General features: G+C 61.6%; 13 protein-coding genes. 4 read left to right on the plus strand and 9 right to left on the minus strand.

All coding sequences use genetic code 11. The features are described 5' to 3' along the window. Window positions 1–23: 23 nt before the first annotated feature. From PYR65_RS21240 to PYR65_RS21250, 3 genes are all read right to left on the minus strand, one after another. Complete coding sequence (locus PYR65_RS21240) at window positions 24–2,582, minus strand: HWE histidine kinase domain-containing protein (protein ID WP_276119408.1); 2,559 nt, start codon at window positions 2,580–2,582, stop codon at window positions 24–26. Further along, on the minus strand, window positions 2,569–3,129 hold the full coding sequence (locus tag PYR65_RS21245) for a biliverdin-producing heme oxygenase (RefSeq protein WP_276119409.1): 561 nt from the start codon (window positions 3,127–3,129) through the stop codon (window positions 2,569–2,571). Before PYR65_RS21245 ends, PYR65_RS21240 begins: the two co-directional genes overlap by 14 nt. Window positions 3,130–3,287: 158 nt before the next feature. Next, window positions 3,288–3,710 carry a MerR family transcriptional regulator gene (locus PYR65_RS21250; RefSeq protein ID WP_276119410.1) on the minus strand — a complete coding sequence of 141 codons (423 nt, stop codon included), beginning with the start codon at window positions 3,708–3,710 and terminating at the stop codon, window positions 3,288–3,290. An 83-nt stretch (window positions 3,711–3,793) separates the two neighbouring features. Here PYR65_RS21250 and PYR65_RS21255 point away from each other — a divergent pair, with 83 nt between their 5' ends. Beyond that, window positions 3,794–6,100 carry a heavy metal translocating P-type ATPase gene (locus PYR65_RS21255; RefSeq protein WP_276119411.1) on the plus strand — a complete coding sequence of 769 codons (2,307 nt, stop codon included), beginning with the start codon at window positions 3,794–3,796 and terminating at the stop codon, window positions 6,098–6,100. Between the two features lie 36 nt (window positions 6,101–6,136). On the opposite strand, the gene PYR65_RS21260 is transcribed toward PYR65_RS21255, so the two are convergent. The 4 genes from PYR65_RS21260 to PYR65_RS21275 all read right to left on the minus strand — a co-directional run bounded on the left by PYR65_RS21260 (window position 6,137) and on the right by PYR65_RS21275 (window position 11,593). Further along, a complete protein-coding gene (locus tag PYR65_RS21260; RefSeq protein WP_276119412.1) occupies window positions 6,137–7,783 on the minus strand; it encodes an alpha/beta hydrolase in 1,647 nt (548 codons plus the stop codon). Window positions 7,784–7,827: 44 nt separating this feature from the next. Then, window positions 7,828–8,295 (minus strand): nucleoside deaminase, encoded by a 468-nt coding sequence (locus PYR65_RS21265; RefSeq protein ID WP_276119413.1) that lies wholly within the window; start codon window positions 8,293–8,295, stop codon window positions 7,828–7,830. A 76-nt stretch (window positions 8,296–8,371) separates the two neighbouring features. After that, a complete protein-coding gene (locus tag PYR65_RS21270) occupies window positions 8,372–10,318 on the minus strand; it encodes a MacB family efflux pump subunit (RefSeq protein ID WP_060638017.1) in 1,947 nt (648 codons plus the stop codon). A 12-nt stretch (window positions 10,319–10,330) separates the two neighbouring features. Then, window positions 10,331–11,593, minus strand: coding sequence for an efflux RND transporter periplasmic adaptor subunit (locus tag PYR65_RS21275; RefSeq protein WP_276119414.1), 1,263 nt, complete (start codon window positions 11,591–11,593; stop codon window positions 10,331–10,333). Between the two features lie 260 nt (window positions 11,594–11,853). On the opposite strand from PYR65_RS21275, the gene PYR65_RS21280 reads away from it, so the two are divergent. Continuing rightward, entirely contained in the window at window positions 11,854–12,408 is a 555-nt protein-coding gene (locus PYR65_RS21280) for an iron transporter (protein ID WP_276119415.1), read from the plus strand. A gap of 4 nt (window positions 12,409–12,412) precedes the next feature. On the opposite strand, the gene ubiB is transcribed toward PYR65_RS21280, so the two are convergent. Together ubiB and ubiE are read right to left on the minus strand one after the other, a co-directional pair. Continuing rightward, window positions 12,413–13,987 carry a 2-polyprenylphenol 6-hydroxylase gene (gene ubiB, locus PYR65_RS21285; protein WP_276119416.1) on the minus strand — a complete coding sequence of 525 codons (1,575 nt, stop codon included), beginning with the start codon at window positions 13,985–13,987 and terminating at the stop codon, window positions 12,413–12,415. 62 nt (window positions 13,988–14,049) lie between these two features. Further along, window positions 14,050–14,826, minus strand: a complete 777-nt coding sequence (gene ubiE / locus PYR65_RS21290) for a bifunctional demethylmenaquinone methyltransferase/2-methoxy-6-polyprenyl-1,4-benzoquinol methylase UbiE (RefSeq protein ID WP_276121127.1) — start codon at window positions 14,824–14,826, stop codon at window positions 14,050–14,052. A gap of 187 nt (window positions 14,827–15,013) precedes the next feature. Between ubiE and mutM the strand changes: the two genes are divergently transcribed. Both mutM and rpsT read left to right on the plus strand, forming a co-directional pair. After that, complete coding sequence (gene mutM / locus PYR65_RS21295; protein ID WP_276119417.1) at window positions 15,014–15,904, plus strand: bifunctional DNA-formamidopyrimidine glycosylase/DNA-(apurinic or apyrimidinic site) lyase; 891 nt, start codon at window positions 15,014–15,016, stop codon at window positions 15,902–15,904. Between the two features lie 203 nt (window positions 15,905–16,107). Beyond that, window positions 16,108–16,374: a 30S ribosomal protein S20 gene (gene rpsT, locus PYR65_RS21300; RefSeq protein ID WP_060638011.1), complete on the plus strand. Its 267-nt coding sequence runs from the start codon at window positions 16,108–16,110 to the stop codon at window positions 16,372–16,374. Window positions 16,375–17,463 lie beyond the last annotated feature (1,089 nt).

The raw sequence follows: 17,463 nt of genomic DNA on the forward strand, positions 1-17,463 counted from the left end.
CGCACCGCCGCGAGGCAATCAGATCACCGGGTGCCTCTGTTTTCCAAAAGCCCGGCAATCGTCGTGATCAGCGACGCCGCGTCATAAGGCTTGCGAATGACCGGTACCCAGGAGAAATCAGGCGGGATCATTTCGTTGTTGCCGTAGCCGGTGGCAAACAGAAAGGGAATGTTTCGCCCCACCAGTTCGCGCGCCACGGCAAGCGAGGTGCCGGCGCCCAGATTGACATCGAGGATCGCCACATCGGGCGTGTATTGCGCAAGCCTGCTCAAGGCATCAGCGGCGGAGGCCGACGTCATCACATCGAGCACCCCGTGATCGCCGAGCATGCCTTCGACATCGAGCGCGATCAGCATCTGGTCTTCGACCAGCATGACCTTCAGATCTTCTGGCAGAGACGCCTTGCGCGGTTCTTCGCCGGTTATCTGGCCGGAGGGCGAATAGACCGCCTGTTCCGTCAGCGAAATATGTTTTCCAGGCAGCCGGAACCGGGCCGTAACCCCTTCGCTGGCATAGGTCACCTCGCTCTGGCCATCGAGATCATACGGCACGCTGCGATCGATCAGCGCCGTGCCGAAACCGGTGCGCGACGGCGGCGAGACGAGAGGGCCGCCGGATTCACGCCAGACGATATCGCAATCGCCATGCGCGGTGAGCGACCAGGATATGTCGAGACGGCCGCCCGGCCGCGACAGGGCACCATATTTGGCGGCATTGGTGGAGAGTTCATGCAGGACCAGAGCCATGACCGAGAAGGCACGCGAATTCAGAAGGACCGGCGGCCCATGGACCGTGATCGATATGGCCGGCTGCCGGTAGGGCGTCAGTTCCGCATTCAACAGATCGAGCAGCAGCCCGCCGCCATCGCCGCGCACCACCTGATCATGCGCGAAGGACAGAGCCTGGATGCGGCCCTTCAGCGACGTGACATAATCGGTCAGCGTCCGGCCGTCCTGCAGCGGCTGGCCGACCAGCGACTTGATCAGCGCCAGGATATTCTTGACGCGATGGTTCAGCTCTTCATTGAGCATGCGCTGGCGCACTTCAGCGCGGCTGCGCTCTTCCGCCATCAGCTCGCTGTGGCGCAATCCAATTTCGACCAAAGCTGCGCGCGTCACATCGGCAATCTCGCGGTCGGCTTCCGTCCAGGGTTGCGCTTGCTGATGCACCGTCTGTTTCCAGATGGCGAAGCTCTGGCGCGGTGTCAGCCGGTCACCCAGCGGACCGGTCTCATAGGTCTTGTCGGGATTTCCGGCCCAATTCAGGGTCTGGATCAATTCCTTGCGAAAGAACAGCAGGTAATCCCGCTTGGTCTGCGTCAGGGGGATGGCGAGGACACCTGCGGCCTGCGCGCAGAAAGCCTCCGCCTCCGGCATGCGCTGCGACAGGGCATGCGTGGCCCAGACCCGGCCTTCGGCCAGCGTGCCGACAAGCCGCGCAAGTTCGGGAATAGCGGCGGCAGGCGGAACAGTCCCATAGGCACTCCACACCCCGTTCATCCACAAACCAATCCCGTCGCAGGGCATCAGCGCATCGAAATCCGGCAGGTGTTCCGTCAGCAAATGGGCGATATCGGCGTGATGAGAGGCCAGGCGCAGGAACCGATCAAGCGAGGCGCGGGCGCGGTTGGCGGCTGCCAGCTTGGATTTCTGCCGCAGCGACGTCAGATGCAGCGAGAAGAATTCGCCGAACATTTCGGCCGCCACCCGTTCCGCCATCGACAAAATCCGCGGCTGGTAATGGTGACAGGCAATCAGGCCCCAGAGAGCGCCATCGACAATGATCGAAATCGACATCGATGCCGCGACACCCATGTTGCGCAGATATTCGCAATGGATGGGCGAAACGCTGCGCAGATGCGCCAGCGACAGGTCCAGCGCCTCGCCCGAGGCGTCGAAAACCGGCATGAGGCCGATCCGCTCGCCGCTGGCATTGCCGATAATGCGAATGGTGTTTTTCAAATAGAGGATGCGGGCCTGCTGCGGAATATCGCTGGCGGGAAAATACTGGCCGAGAAAGCTTTCGAGATCACCGCGCTTGGCCTCGGCCGCCACCTTGCCGGAGCCGTCCTGCTCGAAGCGATAGATCATCACGCGGTCATATTCCAGCATGCCGCGGATCAGCCGGGCGGACTGGCGCACCAGACCATCGATATCGCCGATATCGCTGATGCGGCCGATCAGGCTGCGCGCCAGCTGCAGCGGCTGGCCGGCGGACGCAGGCTCGAACTCGATAATGACGGTCGAGCGGAAAATGTGCACCGAGACATCGAAAATACCGGCCGTGACATGCAGCCCCGGCAGCAGTGCCGGACGCCCGCCTTCTGCAAGCGTCGATAGCGCGTTGCGCAACGTATGCGTCGCTTCGGACCCGACAAGCGTTTCCAGCGGCAAGCCGTTGAGATCGGCAGAAACACCCAGCATGGTTCCGGCATTGGCGGAATGCCGCAAAACCGTGGCCGCCCGGGCATCGCAGGCGATCAGGCAGCCATGCGGCTGGATGCTGCCGGGAAGATGGATCGGCTCGCGGTCACAATTGGTGAGATCGACCTGCCCGGTGGTATTGATGTCACGCTGGCTCATGGGATGCCTGACGGAATGCCTGTTCGGCAGCCTTGAATGTTGCCCGCGAGGCATCGGCCACCCGGTCCATATCGATACCATCGGCATTTTCAAGCAAGGCCAGAAATGCGGGCCAGCGATCACTGCGGCGCGACTGAACGGCCAGATGCCGGGCGCCAAAATCCGCATCAAAGCCAAGCGTCTGCGCCCGTTTGTACAGAACGCGGGCGCCAAGTGCGGAGCCTTCCAGCACATAGAGCATGCCCAGCAAAGCCTCGGGGCTCTCCTCCACGTCCGGCTCCTCCACCATCGGCTGCGGGTTGACGCCCAGGTTTTGAAGGTCCTGCGCGATCAGATCTGAAAACAGCTCGGGGCTCCAGCTATCACAATGCGGCGGCCAGCCTGCCGATGTGAGCTTTCGCTCGACAGCCTCGCGGAATGCGCAGATGCCCCGCAGATAGCTTTTGTATGAATCCGCGCTATCAAAGGAGCCGACCATCTGGTCGAGCGAGGCGTGGGCTTGCGACGTCGTTTCGCGCAACTGGGCTCGGCGGGACCGATCTGGCATTAAATTTTTCCGGGCATATAAATTGACGGGTAGGATTATCGACTGGCGATTAACGCAGGAATATTTAAAAGGTTCCAGACGGCTGTAAATATTTTTTCGGCGGAAATTTGCATGATCAAGGCTGTTCCCAGCCATCAATCGCACTGTGACTTCCAGCTTTAATGGCCGTGATGCGTGCACTGGGCGTGATCGGCGAGAACCTCGATCACCCGGCACTGATCGACCCGGCCATGGCCGCACCCCTCCACCATCATTTCCAGCTCGGCCTTCAGCGCCATCAGGCTGCGGATACGCTGTTCCACCTCGATGAGTCTTGCTTTGGCGATGGCATCGGCGGACGCGCAGGATTGCAGGGGATTGTCCTGCAGGCTGAGAAGCGTGCGGATGGCCTCCACCTCGAAACCGAGTTCGCGGGCATGGCGGATGAAGGTCAGGCGATTGAGGTCGGATTGCTCGTAGGAGCGCTGATTGCCCTCGCTGCGGCTTGGCTCACGCAAGAGGCCGATGCCTTCATAATAGCGGATAGTCGGCACCTTGACGCCGCTTTTTCGCGCCGCCTCGCCAATACTGATATTTTTCATCTATTTTCCTCTTGCACCTCTAGTCACTAGAGGATGTAGGAAAGATGCCAGAGTTTGACAAGCACGCACACAGGAAGCGGACGATGGCAGAGGCAACACAGACACGATACCGGGTTGAGGGCATGGATTGCGCTTCCTGCGCATCCAAGATCGATACGGCAGTCCGGCGCATGCCGGGTGTCACCGACGTTTCGGTTTCGGTGACGGCGGGCACGATGACCGTGAAGCATGACGATGTCAGCGACCTCACGGCAATCGCCAAAAAAGTGACCGGCCTCGGCTACTCCGTCTCGCAGATCGCCGGCAAAACTGCGCCGGTTGCGGATACCAAGCAAGCCTGCTGCGGCCATGATCACGGCGATCAAAGCCATGACGGCCACGATCATTCCAAGCACGATCAGGCCAAGCACGATCATGCGGATCACGATCACAACGGCCACGACCATGCGGGTCACGATCATGCCAAGCCCGCCGCCAAAGACGCCGTCGAAGGCCTGCACGGGCATGACCATAGGCCAACAAACGGTCCGTGGTGGGCGAGCAAAAAGGGCAGGCTGACGATCCTTTCGGGTGCGGCGCTGGTCATCGCCTATGGCGTCGGCCATCTCGTGCCATCGATCGCATCCTACGCCTTTATCGTTGCCATGCTGATCGGGCTTATCCCGATTGCCCGGCGCGCCATCATGGCTGCGATGGCCGGAACGCCGTTTTCGATCGAGATGCTGATGACGATTGCGGCTATTGGCGCTGTCATCATCAATGCCGGCGAAGAGGCGGCAGCCGTGGTCTTTCTGTTCCTTGTCGGCGAGCTTCTGGAAGGCGTTGCCGCCGGAAAGGCACGTCAGAGCATTCAGTCGCTGGCGGCCCTGGTGCCGAAGGAGGCGCTGGTGGAGGAAAACGGCCAGACGCGGACGGTCCCTGCCGAAAGCCTGGCCGTCGGCGCCACCATTCTTATTCGTCCCGGCGACCGCATTTCCGCCGATGGCGTGATCCTGTCGGGCGAAAGCGCCATCGATGAGGCGCCGGTGACCGGCGAAAGCACGCCGGTGCGCAAGGGCGTCGATGAAAAGGTCTTCGCCGGCACAATCAACGGCGATGCAGCCCTGCGCGTCCGGGTGACGGCGACGGCCGCCGACAATACCATTGCCCGCGTCGTCAAGCTGGTCGAGGAAGCGCAGGAATCCAAGGCACCGACCGAGCGTTTCATCGACCGTTTCTCGCGCTATTACACGCCGGGCGTGGTCATCGTCGCAGCATTGGTCGCGATCATTCCGCCATTGTTTTTCGGCGGCCAATGGGGTGAATGGGTTTACAAGGGCCTTGCTATCCTGCTTATCGGCTGCCCCTGCGCCCTGGTGATCTCGACGCCGGCCGCCATTGCTGCCTCTTTGTCGGCCGGTGCCCGCCGTGGCCTGTTGCTCAAAGGCGGCGCTGTCCTGGAAACTCTGGGCACCATTACCGCCGTTGCGCTGGACAAGACTGGTACGCTGACGGAAGGCAAGCCCAAGGTCACGGATATCCTCGCCTTCGGCCATTCCGAAGCCGACGTGCTGATCTTTGCTGCCGCGCTTGAAACCGGCTCCAGCCATCCGCTCGCCAAGGCGATCCTGGAGCGCGCTGCAACAGACAAGGTCGCAGTTCCCGCTGTGTCCGATGCGAAGGCGCTGGGCGGCAAGGGGGTGACGGCGACGGTGGATGGCAAGGCGGTCTTTCTTGGCTCGCCGCAATCTGCCGGCGACCGCATCGCGCTGTCTGCCGACCAGACGGCCGCAATCACCGCGCTCAACGACGAGGGCAAGACCGTCTCGGTGCTGATCATCGGCGAGACCCTGGCCGGCGCGATCGCCATGCGCGACGAGCCACGTCCAGACGCCAAATCGGGGCTGAAAGCGCTGACGGATGCGGGTGTGAAGATCGTCATGCTGACCGGCGACAACACACGCACGGCGACCGCCATCGGCAAGCAGCTCGGCATCGAGGTGCGCGCCGAGCTGATGCCGGAAGACAAGCAGCGGATCGTCGGCGAATTGAAGCAGCAGGGATTTACCGTTGCCAAGGTCGGCGACGGGATCAATGACGCGCCGGCGCTGGCCGCGGCCGATATCGGCATCGCCATGGGCGGTGGCACCGATGTGGCGCTCGAAACCGCCGATGCCGCCGTGCTGCACGGCCGGGTCGGGGATGTCGCCGAGATGATCGACCTGTCGAAACGGACGATGTCCAACATCCGTCAGAACATCATCATCGCGCTGGGCCTGAAGGCGGTCTTCCTGGTCACCACCATTGCCGGCATCACCGGGCTGTGGCCGGCGATCCTCGCCGATACCGGCGCCACCGTGCTGGTGACGATCAATGCGCTGAGGCTGCTCGCACCCGTCAGCCGTGCCTGATATCCAAGGTTCCGGCCGCGTACTGCCGCCGGAACCTCAATCCCGTTTCGACACCATCGCCTTCAGGCGCTCGACATCGCCCGGCGCCAGGCCTTGCGGATCGGTCACCGCCATCCAGGCATCGACGTAATGTTCGGGCGCATAAACGTGGCCGTAGCCCATTGGCGAGGTCGTCGCCATCGCCATATCCAGCGCCAGCTGCAGCATGGTGACGACCGGATACCAGCGCAGATAGGGCGAGACATCGGGGCCGCGCGGCTGCTTCATCCAGTCCGGCTCCCGGTAGAAGGAATGGGGATCGAAGAAGGTCACGGGGTCGCTGGCATATTGCAGATAGACGATCCGCATCGGGCCCCATGACGCGCCCGGAATATCCAGCGCATTCTTCTGCGCGGTGAAGCGGATGACGGAACTGTCGCGGAAGCGCGGCAACCAGGCCGGAGAACCCGGCTCTCGTCCTGCCGTCGCCGATTTCCAGCCGGCGCTTGCAAAGGGAGGGCCGCTCCATAGCGCACCCTGGAAGGGATCGCCGATCACATCGAAGAGATCGGCCGAGCGCTCAGAATTCAGCGCTCCGAGGCTGAGGCCATGCAGATAAAGTTTCGGGCGCCTATCCTTCGGCAGCGTCGTCCAATAGCCATAGACCGTCTTGAACAGCGCCTCGCCCGCCTCCGCGCCGTAGCTCGGCTCGACCAGCAGCGACAGCCAGCTGGTGAGATAGGAATATTGCAGGGCGACGCTCGCCACATCACCATGGTGCAGATATTCGACCGTATCCATCGCTGCCGGATCGACCCAGCCGGTGCCGGTCGGGACCACGACAATCAGCGTGGAGCGTTCGAAGGCGCCGGTGCGCTTGAGTTCGGCAAGCGCCAACGCCGCGCGGTCCTTAGCGGTTTCGGCCGCATTCAGGCCGACATAAACCCGGATCGGCTCCAGTGCCGGCTGATGAAGGAAAGCGCCGATCTTTTCCGCCGTCGGGCCGGAGGTGACGAATTCACGGCCGCGAAATCCAAGATCCTGCCAGGGAATGAGCGATCCGGCGCTGCCGGTCTTCAAGGGATTTTCAGGCGGCGCCAGATCGCTGTCGATCAGGGCATCCAGCTCGCGGAAGGAGGAGTCCGCCAGCCGCAAGCCGGCTTTCAGAAGCAGGCCGTCGGCGACCGACCAGAACAACGCGAGCGCCAGAAAGATACCGAGCAGGCGGGCGACAGGCTTTGGCGTGACATGCTCGAATTTGCGCGACAGAAAGGCGAAGGTGATCCTGAAAAGACGGGCGAGCGTGATCAGGACGATGAATACCAGAAGGGCGATCAGCGCCAGTTTCAGCGGCTCGGCCGTCTCCACCGGATCAAGCCCCATCAGGCTGCGCACGGAATTTTGCCAGCGGGCGGCCTGCCAGAGGAAAACGATGGCGACGCCTGCACATCCGGCAACAGCCAGGACCCGGATCAGACGCCCGAGCCTTGGCGCAAGGGCAGGAAGCTCGAGATAGTGCCAGAGCCAGCGGCCGAACACGCCGAGCCCATATCCGGCCGCAAGCGAACAGCCGGACAACACGCCCTGTAGCATATAGGGGCGCGGAATGAGGCTTGGCGTCAGCGACACGGCAAAGAACAGGACGCCGATCACCAGGCCCGGCAGCGATAGGGATGACCATACGCGCAACAAATAGTTCTGCATCTCACCCCTCTGCCTGCCGCAAAGTGCCGGCCGATCCCAACGGCTTAGCCCTGCTGCATGTCCCGCCAGAACTCGTAGATATCCGTCTCTTCTTCCGGCCGCACCGGACGATAGGCAAACGTCATCTGCTGATCGGCAAAAGGCTTGCTCAGATCGGCATAGAGCGGCGCCGAGGTCAGCCCATAGGGGGCGCCATCTTCGTTGGAATAGGCATAGGCAATGTCTGTAATGCCGGCCAGCCGCATGGCGGCGAGGCACATCGGGCAGGGATGGCCGCTGGCATAGACTGAAGCCCCCTTGAGCGTCGCCGTACCGCGCTTGATCGCTGCCGCGCGCACCGCAACGAGTTCGGCATGGGCTGTCGGATCATGCGTCTCGATCACGCCATTGACGCCGGTTGCCACCACCTCTCCATCAATCACCAGCACGGCGCCGAACGGCCGCCCGCCCTTGCGGACATTGTCGCGGGCGAGCGTTATGGCCTGCGTCAGGAAGCGGTCAGCGTCGGGCATGGTTTCCTCCTTGATCTCTGGCATCAGTGGAAACGATCAGGCAGGCTGCGTCAACCGGAACGATGTGCCGAACCGGTCAGGTGGAGGCCAATGCCACGGCCGGCTGCAGGCGAGAGGCGTTATAGGCCGGCAGATAGCCGAAGATCAGCCCGGTGAGGAAGGCGCTGCCAAAGGCAAGGATGACGGGCCCCGGCGCAAAGCTGACGGCGATGCCGAAGGCCTGCGCCACCGCACCAATGCTGAGGCCGAGCCCGACGCCGATCAGGCCGCCGAGCGCGGACACGACCAGAGCCTCGACGATGAACTGGGTGAGGATATCGCGGCTGCGCGCACCCGTCGCCATGCGGATGCCGATCTCGCGGGTGCGCTCGGTGACGGAAACCAGCATGATGTTCATCACCCCGATGCCCCCGACCAAGAGCGAGATGGCGGCGATCGACCCGAGGAAGACCTTGAGGATATTCGAGGTCTCGGTAAAGGTTTCGCGGATCGCGGCCATGTTGATGATCTGTGTGTCCTGGCGCTTGTGACGTTCATCCAGAAGCGCCTGGATCTGGTCCTGCGTCACGTTGATGGCGTCGCCATCCTTCACTTGCACGGTGATGGAGCGGACGTTTCTCGCCCCGAAAAGGCGCAGGTTTCCGGTCGACAGCGGCACCAGAACGGTATCGTCCTGGTCGTTGCCGCCGGCGCTGGCGCCCTTTTTCGACATCACGCCGATGACCTGGAAAGGGATGTTCTTGATCAGAATATATTGGCCGAGCGGATCGGCGCCATCGGGAAACAGCGCATCGGCGACGGTGCGGCCGAGCACGGCGACTGACGCATAGGCATCCATATCGGTCTTTTCGAGGAAGGCGCCGTCCTCGACGGTCCAGGATTTGGCCTGCGGGAATTGCGGCACCGTGCCGTTGACCGTCGTCTGCGTATCGAGATTGCCGGCGCGGACCGTCAGCGTGCTCGACATTTCCGGTACCGCGAAGCTGATATTGGGCAGTTCCAGAATGGCATCGGCATCGGAGGGAATGAGCGAGACGATGCTGCCGCCTTCGCCGCCGCGGAAATTCGACATGTTCGGCCGCACGACCAGAAGGTCGGAACCCATCGCGGCAATGCGGCTGAGCACGGAATCCTGCGCGCCGGTGCCGATGGCGAGCATCGCCACGACCGAGCTGACACCGATGACGATGCCCAGCAATGTCAGGATGGTTCGAAACAGATTGGCCCGAAGCGCGCGGAACGACATGCGCACGGCGGCGGCGACATCGGTGATAATAGCGGCTTTTCCGGGCTTGCGGGCTGCCAGAACCGGCTTGGCGCGGCCGATCCGCCTGACATTGCCGGGGATCCGGTCTGCGACGATCAGGCCGTCGCTGATTTCGATGACGCGATCGGCGGATTCGGCCAGTTCCGGGGCGTGGGTAATGATGATGACGGTATGGCCGTCTTCATTCATCTGCCGCAGCGTCGCCATCACTTCCTTGCCGCTCTGGCTGTCGAGCGCGCCGGTGGGCTCGTCGGCGAGGATGATCTGGCCGCCATTCATCAGCGCGCGTGCGATCGAAACACGCTGCTGCTGACCGCCGGACAGCTGGTTTGGCAGGTGATCGAGCCGGTCGCCGAGCCGCAGCGAGCGCAAAAGCATGCTCGCACGCTCCTCACGCTCGCGCGCCGGCATGCCGGCATAGATGGCGGGGATCTCGACATTTTCCTGCGCGGTGGCGGTTGGCACGAGATTGTAGCTCTGGAAGACGAAGCCGAACAGCTGGCGGCGCCTTGCCGCAAGCTCGTCGGCGTTCAGGCCAGAGACGTCCTCGCCTTCGAGCAGATAGCGGCCGCCGGTCGGCGTATCGAGACAGCCGAGAATATTCATCAAAGTCGACTTGCCGGAACCGGACGCGCCGACGATGGCGACGAATTCGCCCGGTTGGATATCGAGCGAAACACCGCGCAGGACCTCGACAGCCACGTCGCCGTTGACGAAGGTCTTGCGGATATCCTTGAGCGAGATGATCGGGGTCATCGGATTGCGTCCTTAGAACATCGGCGGCATGCCGCGCCGCGAATTACCCCGGCCGGACGTGGCTCTGTCACCGGACCCGCCATCCCCGGAGCCTTGGCTGACGACGATCGTGTCCTTTTCATCCAGACCTTCCTTGATCTCGACGCGCACCCGGTTGCGGATGCCGGTTTCGACCTTGCGGGTTTCACGGGTACCGGAGGCGGTGACGACCGTAATCTCCCCGGAGGCGCGGTCGCGGCCGAAATGAACGGCTGCGACCGGCACGGTCAGCACGTCCTTTGCCGAGGACTCGACGAAGAACACCTGCGCCGTCATGTTCATCATCAGCGTCCCATCGGGATTGGGCACGTCGAACAGGGCGTAATAGAGCACGACATTGTTTTCGGTCGCAGGCGTCGGCTTGATCTGGCGCAGGGTGCCGGGATAGCGCTTGCCCGGCTGGCCAAGCAGGGTGAAATAGGCATTCATGCCCAGTTTCAGCTTGCCGACATCGGCCTCAGACACCTGCGCTTCGACCGTCATGGTCGAGAGATTGCCGATGGTGACGATGGTCGGCGCCGTCTGGTTGGAATTCAGGGTCTGGCCTTCCTTGGCCGAGGTATCGATGATCGTTCCCGTCAGCGGCGCATAGATCTTGGTATAGCCAAGGCTGATGCGGGTATCCTTGAGCGTTGCCTCCTGCTTGCGGACCTGGGCTTTGAGCGAATCCACATTGGCTTCCGCTGCCGCCAGGGCCGCCACCGCCTCGTCGAGCGCCGACTGGGCGGCGCTGTTGCCTGCCACAAGCGCGCGCTGGCGCGTCAGGTTGGCACTGGCCAGAACCACCTGCGCCGATTTGTCGATCATCTGCGCTTCGAGATTGGCAAGCTCGGCCTCGGCGATTTCGATCTGCGTTTCGATGGAGGCGCTGTCGATCTCGGCGATCAGCTGGCCTTCCTTGACGCTATCGCCGATCTCGACCTTGAGGCTCTTCAATTGGCCCGAAACCTGGGCGCCGACATCGACATCCTTGATGGGGCTCAAAAGACCGGATGCGGTGACGCTATTTTCGATATCGCCGCGCAGCGGCATTTCCGTTACGGCGGCGGCTGCCGCTTCCTGCTTGCCATAGACAGACCAGCCGTACCAGGCAGCCGCTCCGAGAACCACAACCGGAAGGATCAGCCAGCGCTTGCGCATCCGGCGGCGCCTGCTGCGGGCAGGCACCGGCTGAGGCGCGGCAGCAGCGTCCAGCTCTTCAACCGCAGGAGCAATTTTCCGGGTGGCATCCGCCATTCACATCTCTTTCGGCTTCAATCAGGGGTCGCGGTCTTCATTTTCGCGACAGATAGATTGAAACTACGCCATAATGAAGTCCAACATCATGAAATCTCTGTAATCTTTCCCGTTTTTCGTTTCGCAATGTTTCCACTCAAACTGAAAACAACGCGGCAGTTGAGGTGTGTCCCCTCACCTGACAGCGATGTCCCCGGATTTGGAACCTCAGCGGCAAGTTCGACGTTTCCGTGCATCCAACAAACGCCGGAGCTCTATCCATGCGCACGCGAACCCCACCGACCAAACCCAGCGACGAAGCCGACCGCAAGCAACTCGACATGGCGCGCGCCGAGGGCGACGCCTACCAGGCATCCCTGCGCTACATGGCTGAAGAGGTGGCAGACAGCGGCGGCACGCAGCGGGCCGGCGACTATATCGTCGGCTATGCCCAGGAGCGGGCTGAGGGCATGTATATGCTCAAAAGCGAAGGCGAACTCGAATGGACGGAGCCGGACACGGAGAATTGCCATATCGAGATCTCGGTCAGCGATGCCGGCGATCACCGCTTCATCCCCTATTTGAAGATCAAGGCGAGCCTGAAACCCGCAGATGGTAGCCGCAAGATCGGGCCTTTCGAGGTGCCGTTTCTCTGGCACCCGGGGCTTTACCATTATGGCCGCAATATCAAGGTCCCTGGCGACGGCAAATATACGCTGACCGTGACCATCAAGCCGCCCGCCTTCATGCGCCACGACAAGACCAACGGGCTGCGCTACGCCGACACCGTGGAAGTGGAATTCCGCGACATCATGATCAAGTCCGGCAAGGAATAGCCGCTTAAAACATCCGCCAGGCAATCACGATCAGCGTCACCGCGATCACCCAAAGCGCTGCACGGCCGGAGCGGCTATGACGCGCCTCGGCCCGGCCGATGGCCTCGGCAGTCTGGGCATCGAAGCGCATGCCGTTTTCGGCCATGGCGGTGATTTCACGCGAGAATTTCTCGGTCTTGGCGGCAATCTCCGGTGCGGCTTCCGCCAGCCTGACGGCGGCATGAAGGGCCTCCTTGACGTCTCCGAGGATACGCTTGGGGCCGAGATTATCGCGGATCCAGGCGCCGACCACCGGCTCGGACGCTTTCCACATATTGAAGCGCGGATTGAGCGTGCGGGCGACACCTTCGACGACGACCATGGTCTTTTGCAGCATGACCAGTTCGGGCCTTGTCTCCATGTCGAAGAGTTCGGTGACCTCGAACAGCAGCGTCAAAAGCTTGGCCATGGAGATGGTTTCGGCCGGCTGGCCGTGGATCGGTTCGCCGATGGCGCGGATCGCCTGGGCGAAGCTTGCGACATCATGGTGGGAGGGCACATATCCCGCCTCGAAATGTACATCGGCGACACGGCGGTAGTCACGGGTGATGAAGCCATAAAGGATTTCGGCAAGGAAGCGGCGCTCCTTTTTGCCGAGACGGCCGACAATGCCGAAATCGACGGCGACGATCATGCCCTTTTGATCGACGAACAGATTGCCCTGGTGCATGTCGGCATGGAAGAAGCCATCACGAAGGGTATGGCGCAGGAACGACTGGATGAGCGTATCGGCCAGCGCATCGAGATCGTGGCCGGCGGCGCGCAGGCCCTCGACATCCGACATCTTGGTGCCGTCGATCCACTCCATGGTCACCACATCGCGGCCGGTGCGTTCCCAATCGACCTTTGGCACCCGGAAGCCTGGATCATCTGCGGCGTTCTCGCCGAGTTCGGACAAAGCTGCGGCTTCAAGCCTCAGATCCATCTCGATCTTGGTGGTCTGCTCCAGCGTCTTCGTCACCTCGACCGGCCGCAGGCGGCGGCTATGGGGCAGGAAACGCTCCTGCAGCCCGGCGACGAGGAACATGGCCTCCAGATCATGGGCAAAACGCTGGCGAACGCCGGGGCGGATGACCTTGACGGCAACCTTCTGCTCGACGCCGTCCTTCAGCACCATTGCGGGATGGACCTGCGCAATCGAGGCGGCGGCGATCGGGTCGCCGAAATGGGTGTAGAGTTCGGCAACCGGACGGCCGAGCGAGGCCTCGACGGCGGCGCGCGCTTCGGCAACCGGAAACGTCGCCATGCGATCCTGCAGGAAGGACAGATCCTCGGCAAATTCGGCGCCGACCACATCCGGGCGGGTGGCCAGGAACTGGCCGATCTTCACATAGGAGGGGCCGAGCCGCTCGATCGCGCGGGCCAGCCGGTCGCTGCGGTCTTCTTGCCTGGCGCGGCGGCGCGCAAAGAGGCCGGCGACGGATTGTGCGGCTTTGGGCAGCGGCGGCAAATCTTCCGACGGCAGCGCCGACACGACGCCCTCGCGCACCAGAACCCAGCCGATCCGGATGAGGCGAAGATAGGCTCCAGGCGTGCTCATAGCGGCTTGCCGCCGCGCCGATGCAGCCCCTTAGAGCGCTTCACGAAAATGGATATCATGCGTCAGATCTTCCAGCCGGAATGCAGCGCGGCAATGCCGGCGGTGTAATTGGTATAGGTGACGCGCGAAAAGCCGGCCTTGGTGATCATGGCGGCGAAATCGCGCTGGTTGGGGAACTTGCGGATCGATTCCACCAGATACTGGTAGGGCTCGGCATCGCCCGTCACCATCTGGCCGAATTTCGGGATCGCATTGAACGACCAGGCATCATAGACCTTGTCGAGCAAAGGCATCTCGACCTCGGAGAATTCCAGGACCAGAAGGCGGCCGCCGCGCTTTAAAACGCGGTAGGCTTCCGAGAGCGCCACGTCGATGCGCGGCACATTGCGGATGCCGAAGGCGATCGTATAGGCGTCGAAGGAATTGGCCTCGAACGGCAGCTCCTCGGCATTGGCCTCGACGAAGGTGAGATTTTGCGACAGGCCCTTCTTTCCGGCACGCTCGGCACCGACGCCGAGCATTGAACCGTTGATATCGAGCACGGTCGCATGCGCCTTGCGGTCCGATGCCTCGACAATGCGAAAGGCGATATCACCGGTGCCGCCGGCCACGTCGAGAACCTTGTAATCCTCGGATCGGCGCGGATTGAGCGAAGCGATCATCGCATCCTTCCAGGCGCGGTGCAGCCCCATGGACATCATGTCGTTCATGATGTCGTAGCGCTTGGCGACCTTGTGGAAGACGTCGTTGACGAGCGCCTGTTTCTCGCCTTGGCCAACCTGGCGAAACCCGTAGGAGGTTTCCATGCCGCCATCGGCAGAAGTGCGCTCACCCGTCATCAAGATCTACTCCGTTCAATCGCTGTTGCGCCGACCATAGCGAATTCGCTTCATCCACGCTATCTCTGCCGCAGGCTGCGGCCTGCGGCATTCGCGCCGGTCGAGACCGGCTTGCTATAGGATATGTGGGCTGCGAATGGAATTGCCAAATGGCCCCGGCCCTTTGGCTGACGATGAGGAGACAGGAATGCCGGAACTTCCCGAGGTGGAAACGGTCAGGCGCGGCCTTGTGCCCGCCATGGAAGGTGCGCTTCTGGTGAGAGCCGAACTGCGGCGTGCGGACCTGCGCTTCCCCTTCCCCGATGGCTTTGCAGCGCTGGTGTCGGGACAACGGATCGCTTCGCTTGGCCGGCGGGCGAAATATCTCCTGATCGATCTTGAAGGCGGCGACGTGATCATCGCGCATCTCGGCATGTCCGGATCGTTCCGGGTGGAGGATGGCACTGCATCCGCAACACCCGGCGATTTTCACCATCCGCGCGGCAAAAGCGAAAAGCACGATCACGTGGTCTTCCACCTGGAAGGCCCAAACGGCCCTGTCCGCGTCATCTATAACGACCCGCGCCGCTTTGGCTTCATGGACCTTGCCCGGCGTGAAACGCTCTCCGGCAACGTCTTCCTGCGCGGGCTTGGCGAAGAACCGACCGGCAATGTGCTCGATGCCGCCTATCTGGCCGCCCGTTTTTCAGGCAAGGCGCAGCCGTTGAAATCGGCGCTGCTTGACCAGAAGACCATTGCCGGCCTTGGCAATATCTATGTCTGCGAGGCGCTGTGGCGATCCGGCCTGTCGCCGCTGCGCGCCGCCGGCACGCTGGTGGATGCCAAGGGTAGGCCAAAACCAATGCTCGTGCTCCTGACCGAGGCGATCCGGGCCGTCATTGCCGATGCCATTGCCGCCGGCGGGTCGTCGCTGCGCGACCATATCCAGACGGATGGCACGCTCGGCTATTTCCAGCATTCATTCTCGGTCTATGATCGCGAAGGTGAGCCTTGCCGCACGCCTGGCTGCGGCGGGACGGTCGCGCGCGTCGTGCAGGCGGGCCGTTCCACCTTCTATTGCCCGAAATGCCAGAAATAGCCGATACTGCCGGGCATGCCCGCAAGCCGCGTTTTCGAAAATAGCGCGTTGACGGGCGGGCTGTTTAAGGCTATATGCCGCCCACAGTTTGGAAAGCCGCTCCAAGGTTTTCCGATATTGCTCCCTACTTGCTTGGACGACAGGTCGCAGTGACCCGGCACGGCGGTAGAGAGTTTTTGTCAGATTTCGAAGAGAGACACCAAATGGCCAATACAACTTCGGCGAAAAAAGCGACCCGCAAGATCGCCCGCCGCACGGAAGTCAACAAGTCCCGCCGTTCGCGCGTTCGCGGCTTCATCCGCAAGGTCGAGGAAGCCATCGCTTCCGGCGACCAGGTTCTCGCTCAGGCAGCCCTGAAGGCAGCCCAGCCGGAACTGATGCGCGCAGCCACCAAGGGCGTGCTGCATGCCAACACGGCATCGCGCAAGGTTTCGCGTCTCGCAAGCCGCGTCAACTCGCTCTCGGCTTAAGCCGGCTTATTAAAATATCATCAATGAATTAGCCCGGTCCATGACCGGGCTTTTCAGATTCGGACTTCCGGCAGACTGAAGCCCCTTCCTTTAAAAAAGTTAATATGTCTCCGCAATGACAATAATTTTCTAATAAATTCAAATGGTTGCGGGAGGAGGCATAGACTCAACCGCCTCCTGGCAAGGCCCGTCCGGGCTCTAAACGAGTCAAGAAATTTTTTATTTTTTTTGTTTTTCGCCAGCTAACATCCGGGTCAAAATTCAAAGCCCTTGATTCAAAAGCGATTCTCTTGCGAAGGGCTCCCGTCCATGCAGGACACGCTATGAGAGTCAACGGCCGGGCCTTCCGGACTGCTAAAATTCGCGATTGATCTTGTGCCACGATCCTGCCTAAATGCCCCTCACAGAAGGCGCAGGACAGACCTGTGAACAAGATGAAAAGGCAGCCTTTCAACAGGCGGCACAAATTTCACCTAAGCCTTTTGTAACGGGGTGGTTCCACAACGTTCCATCAATCAGAACTGGCGGTTTTCAGCTGTGCAATATCTTTGCCCGGAATGACACTCTGCGACTTTTGGTTGTGAACGATTGGAATTGCCGGGTGCGCTCGACGATGCACATTGCGCCATTGTTCAAGCGTTGCGTGGACATGGCCGATATGCGGGCAAGGCCGCACTATCGACAAACTGGCCTGCCCTTCTTGTCACGAGGGTTGGGACGGCCGGTTTGACATGAACGGCTGGAAAGGACGCGAGGCCTGACTGGACGATGGAATGAAATGTGCAAGCGGGACATGCGTTTGGCTTTGCTGAATGGATTTTGCACGAAACCGGACCACAAGAGGAAGATGAGGGTTCCACTTGACGGTCAGGAGAGCGTTTGAATTGGGCGGCATGCCTTTGAAAAAGGGCCGCACGAGACAGACATAAAGGCTGACGCCGGCAGCAATGGCGGCGTCGCGGAATGATATTGGAAGGCGGCAATATGCTTGGTAATTCGGTGACGGCGGCGATCGTATTCGAGAATGGGGAGAATGCACGTCAGATTTCGGTAAAACAGTCTGACGCAACGGCAGGGGAAAAGGGCGAC

Source organism: Pararhizobium qamdonense, from assembly GCF_029277445.1.
GTDB classification, from domain to species: domain Bacteria; phylum Pseudomonadota; class Alphaproteobacteria; order Rhizobiales; family Rhizobiaceae; genus Pararhizobium; species Pararhizobium qamdonense.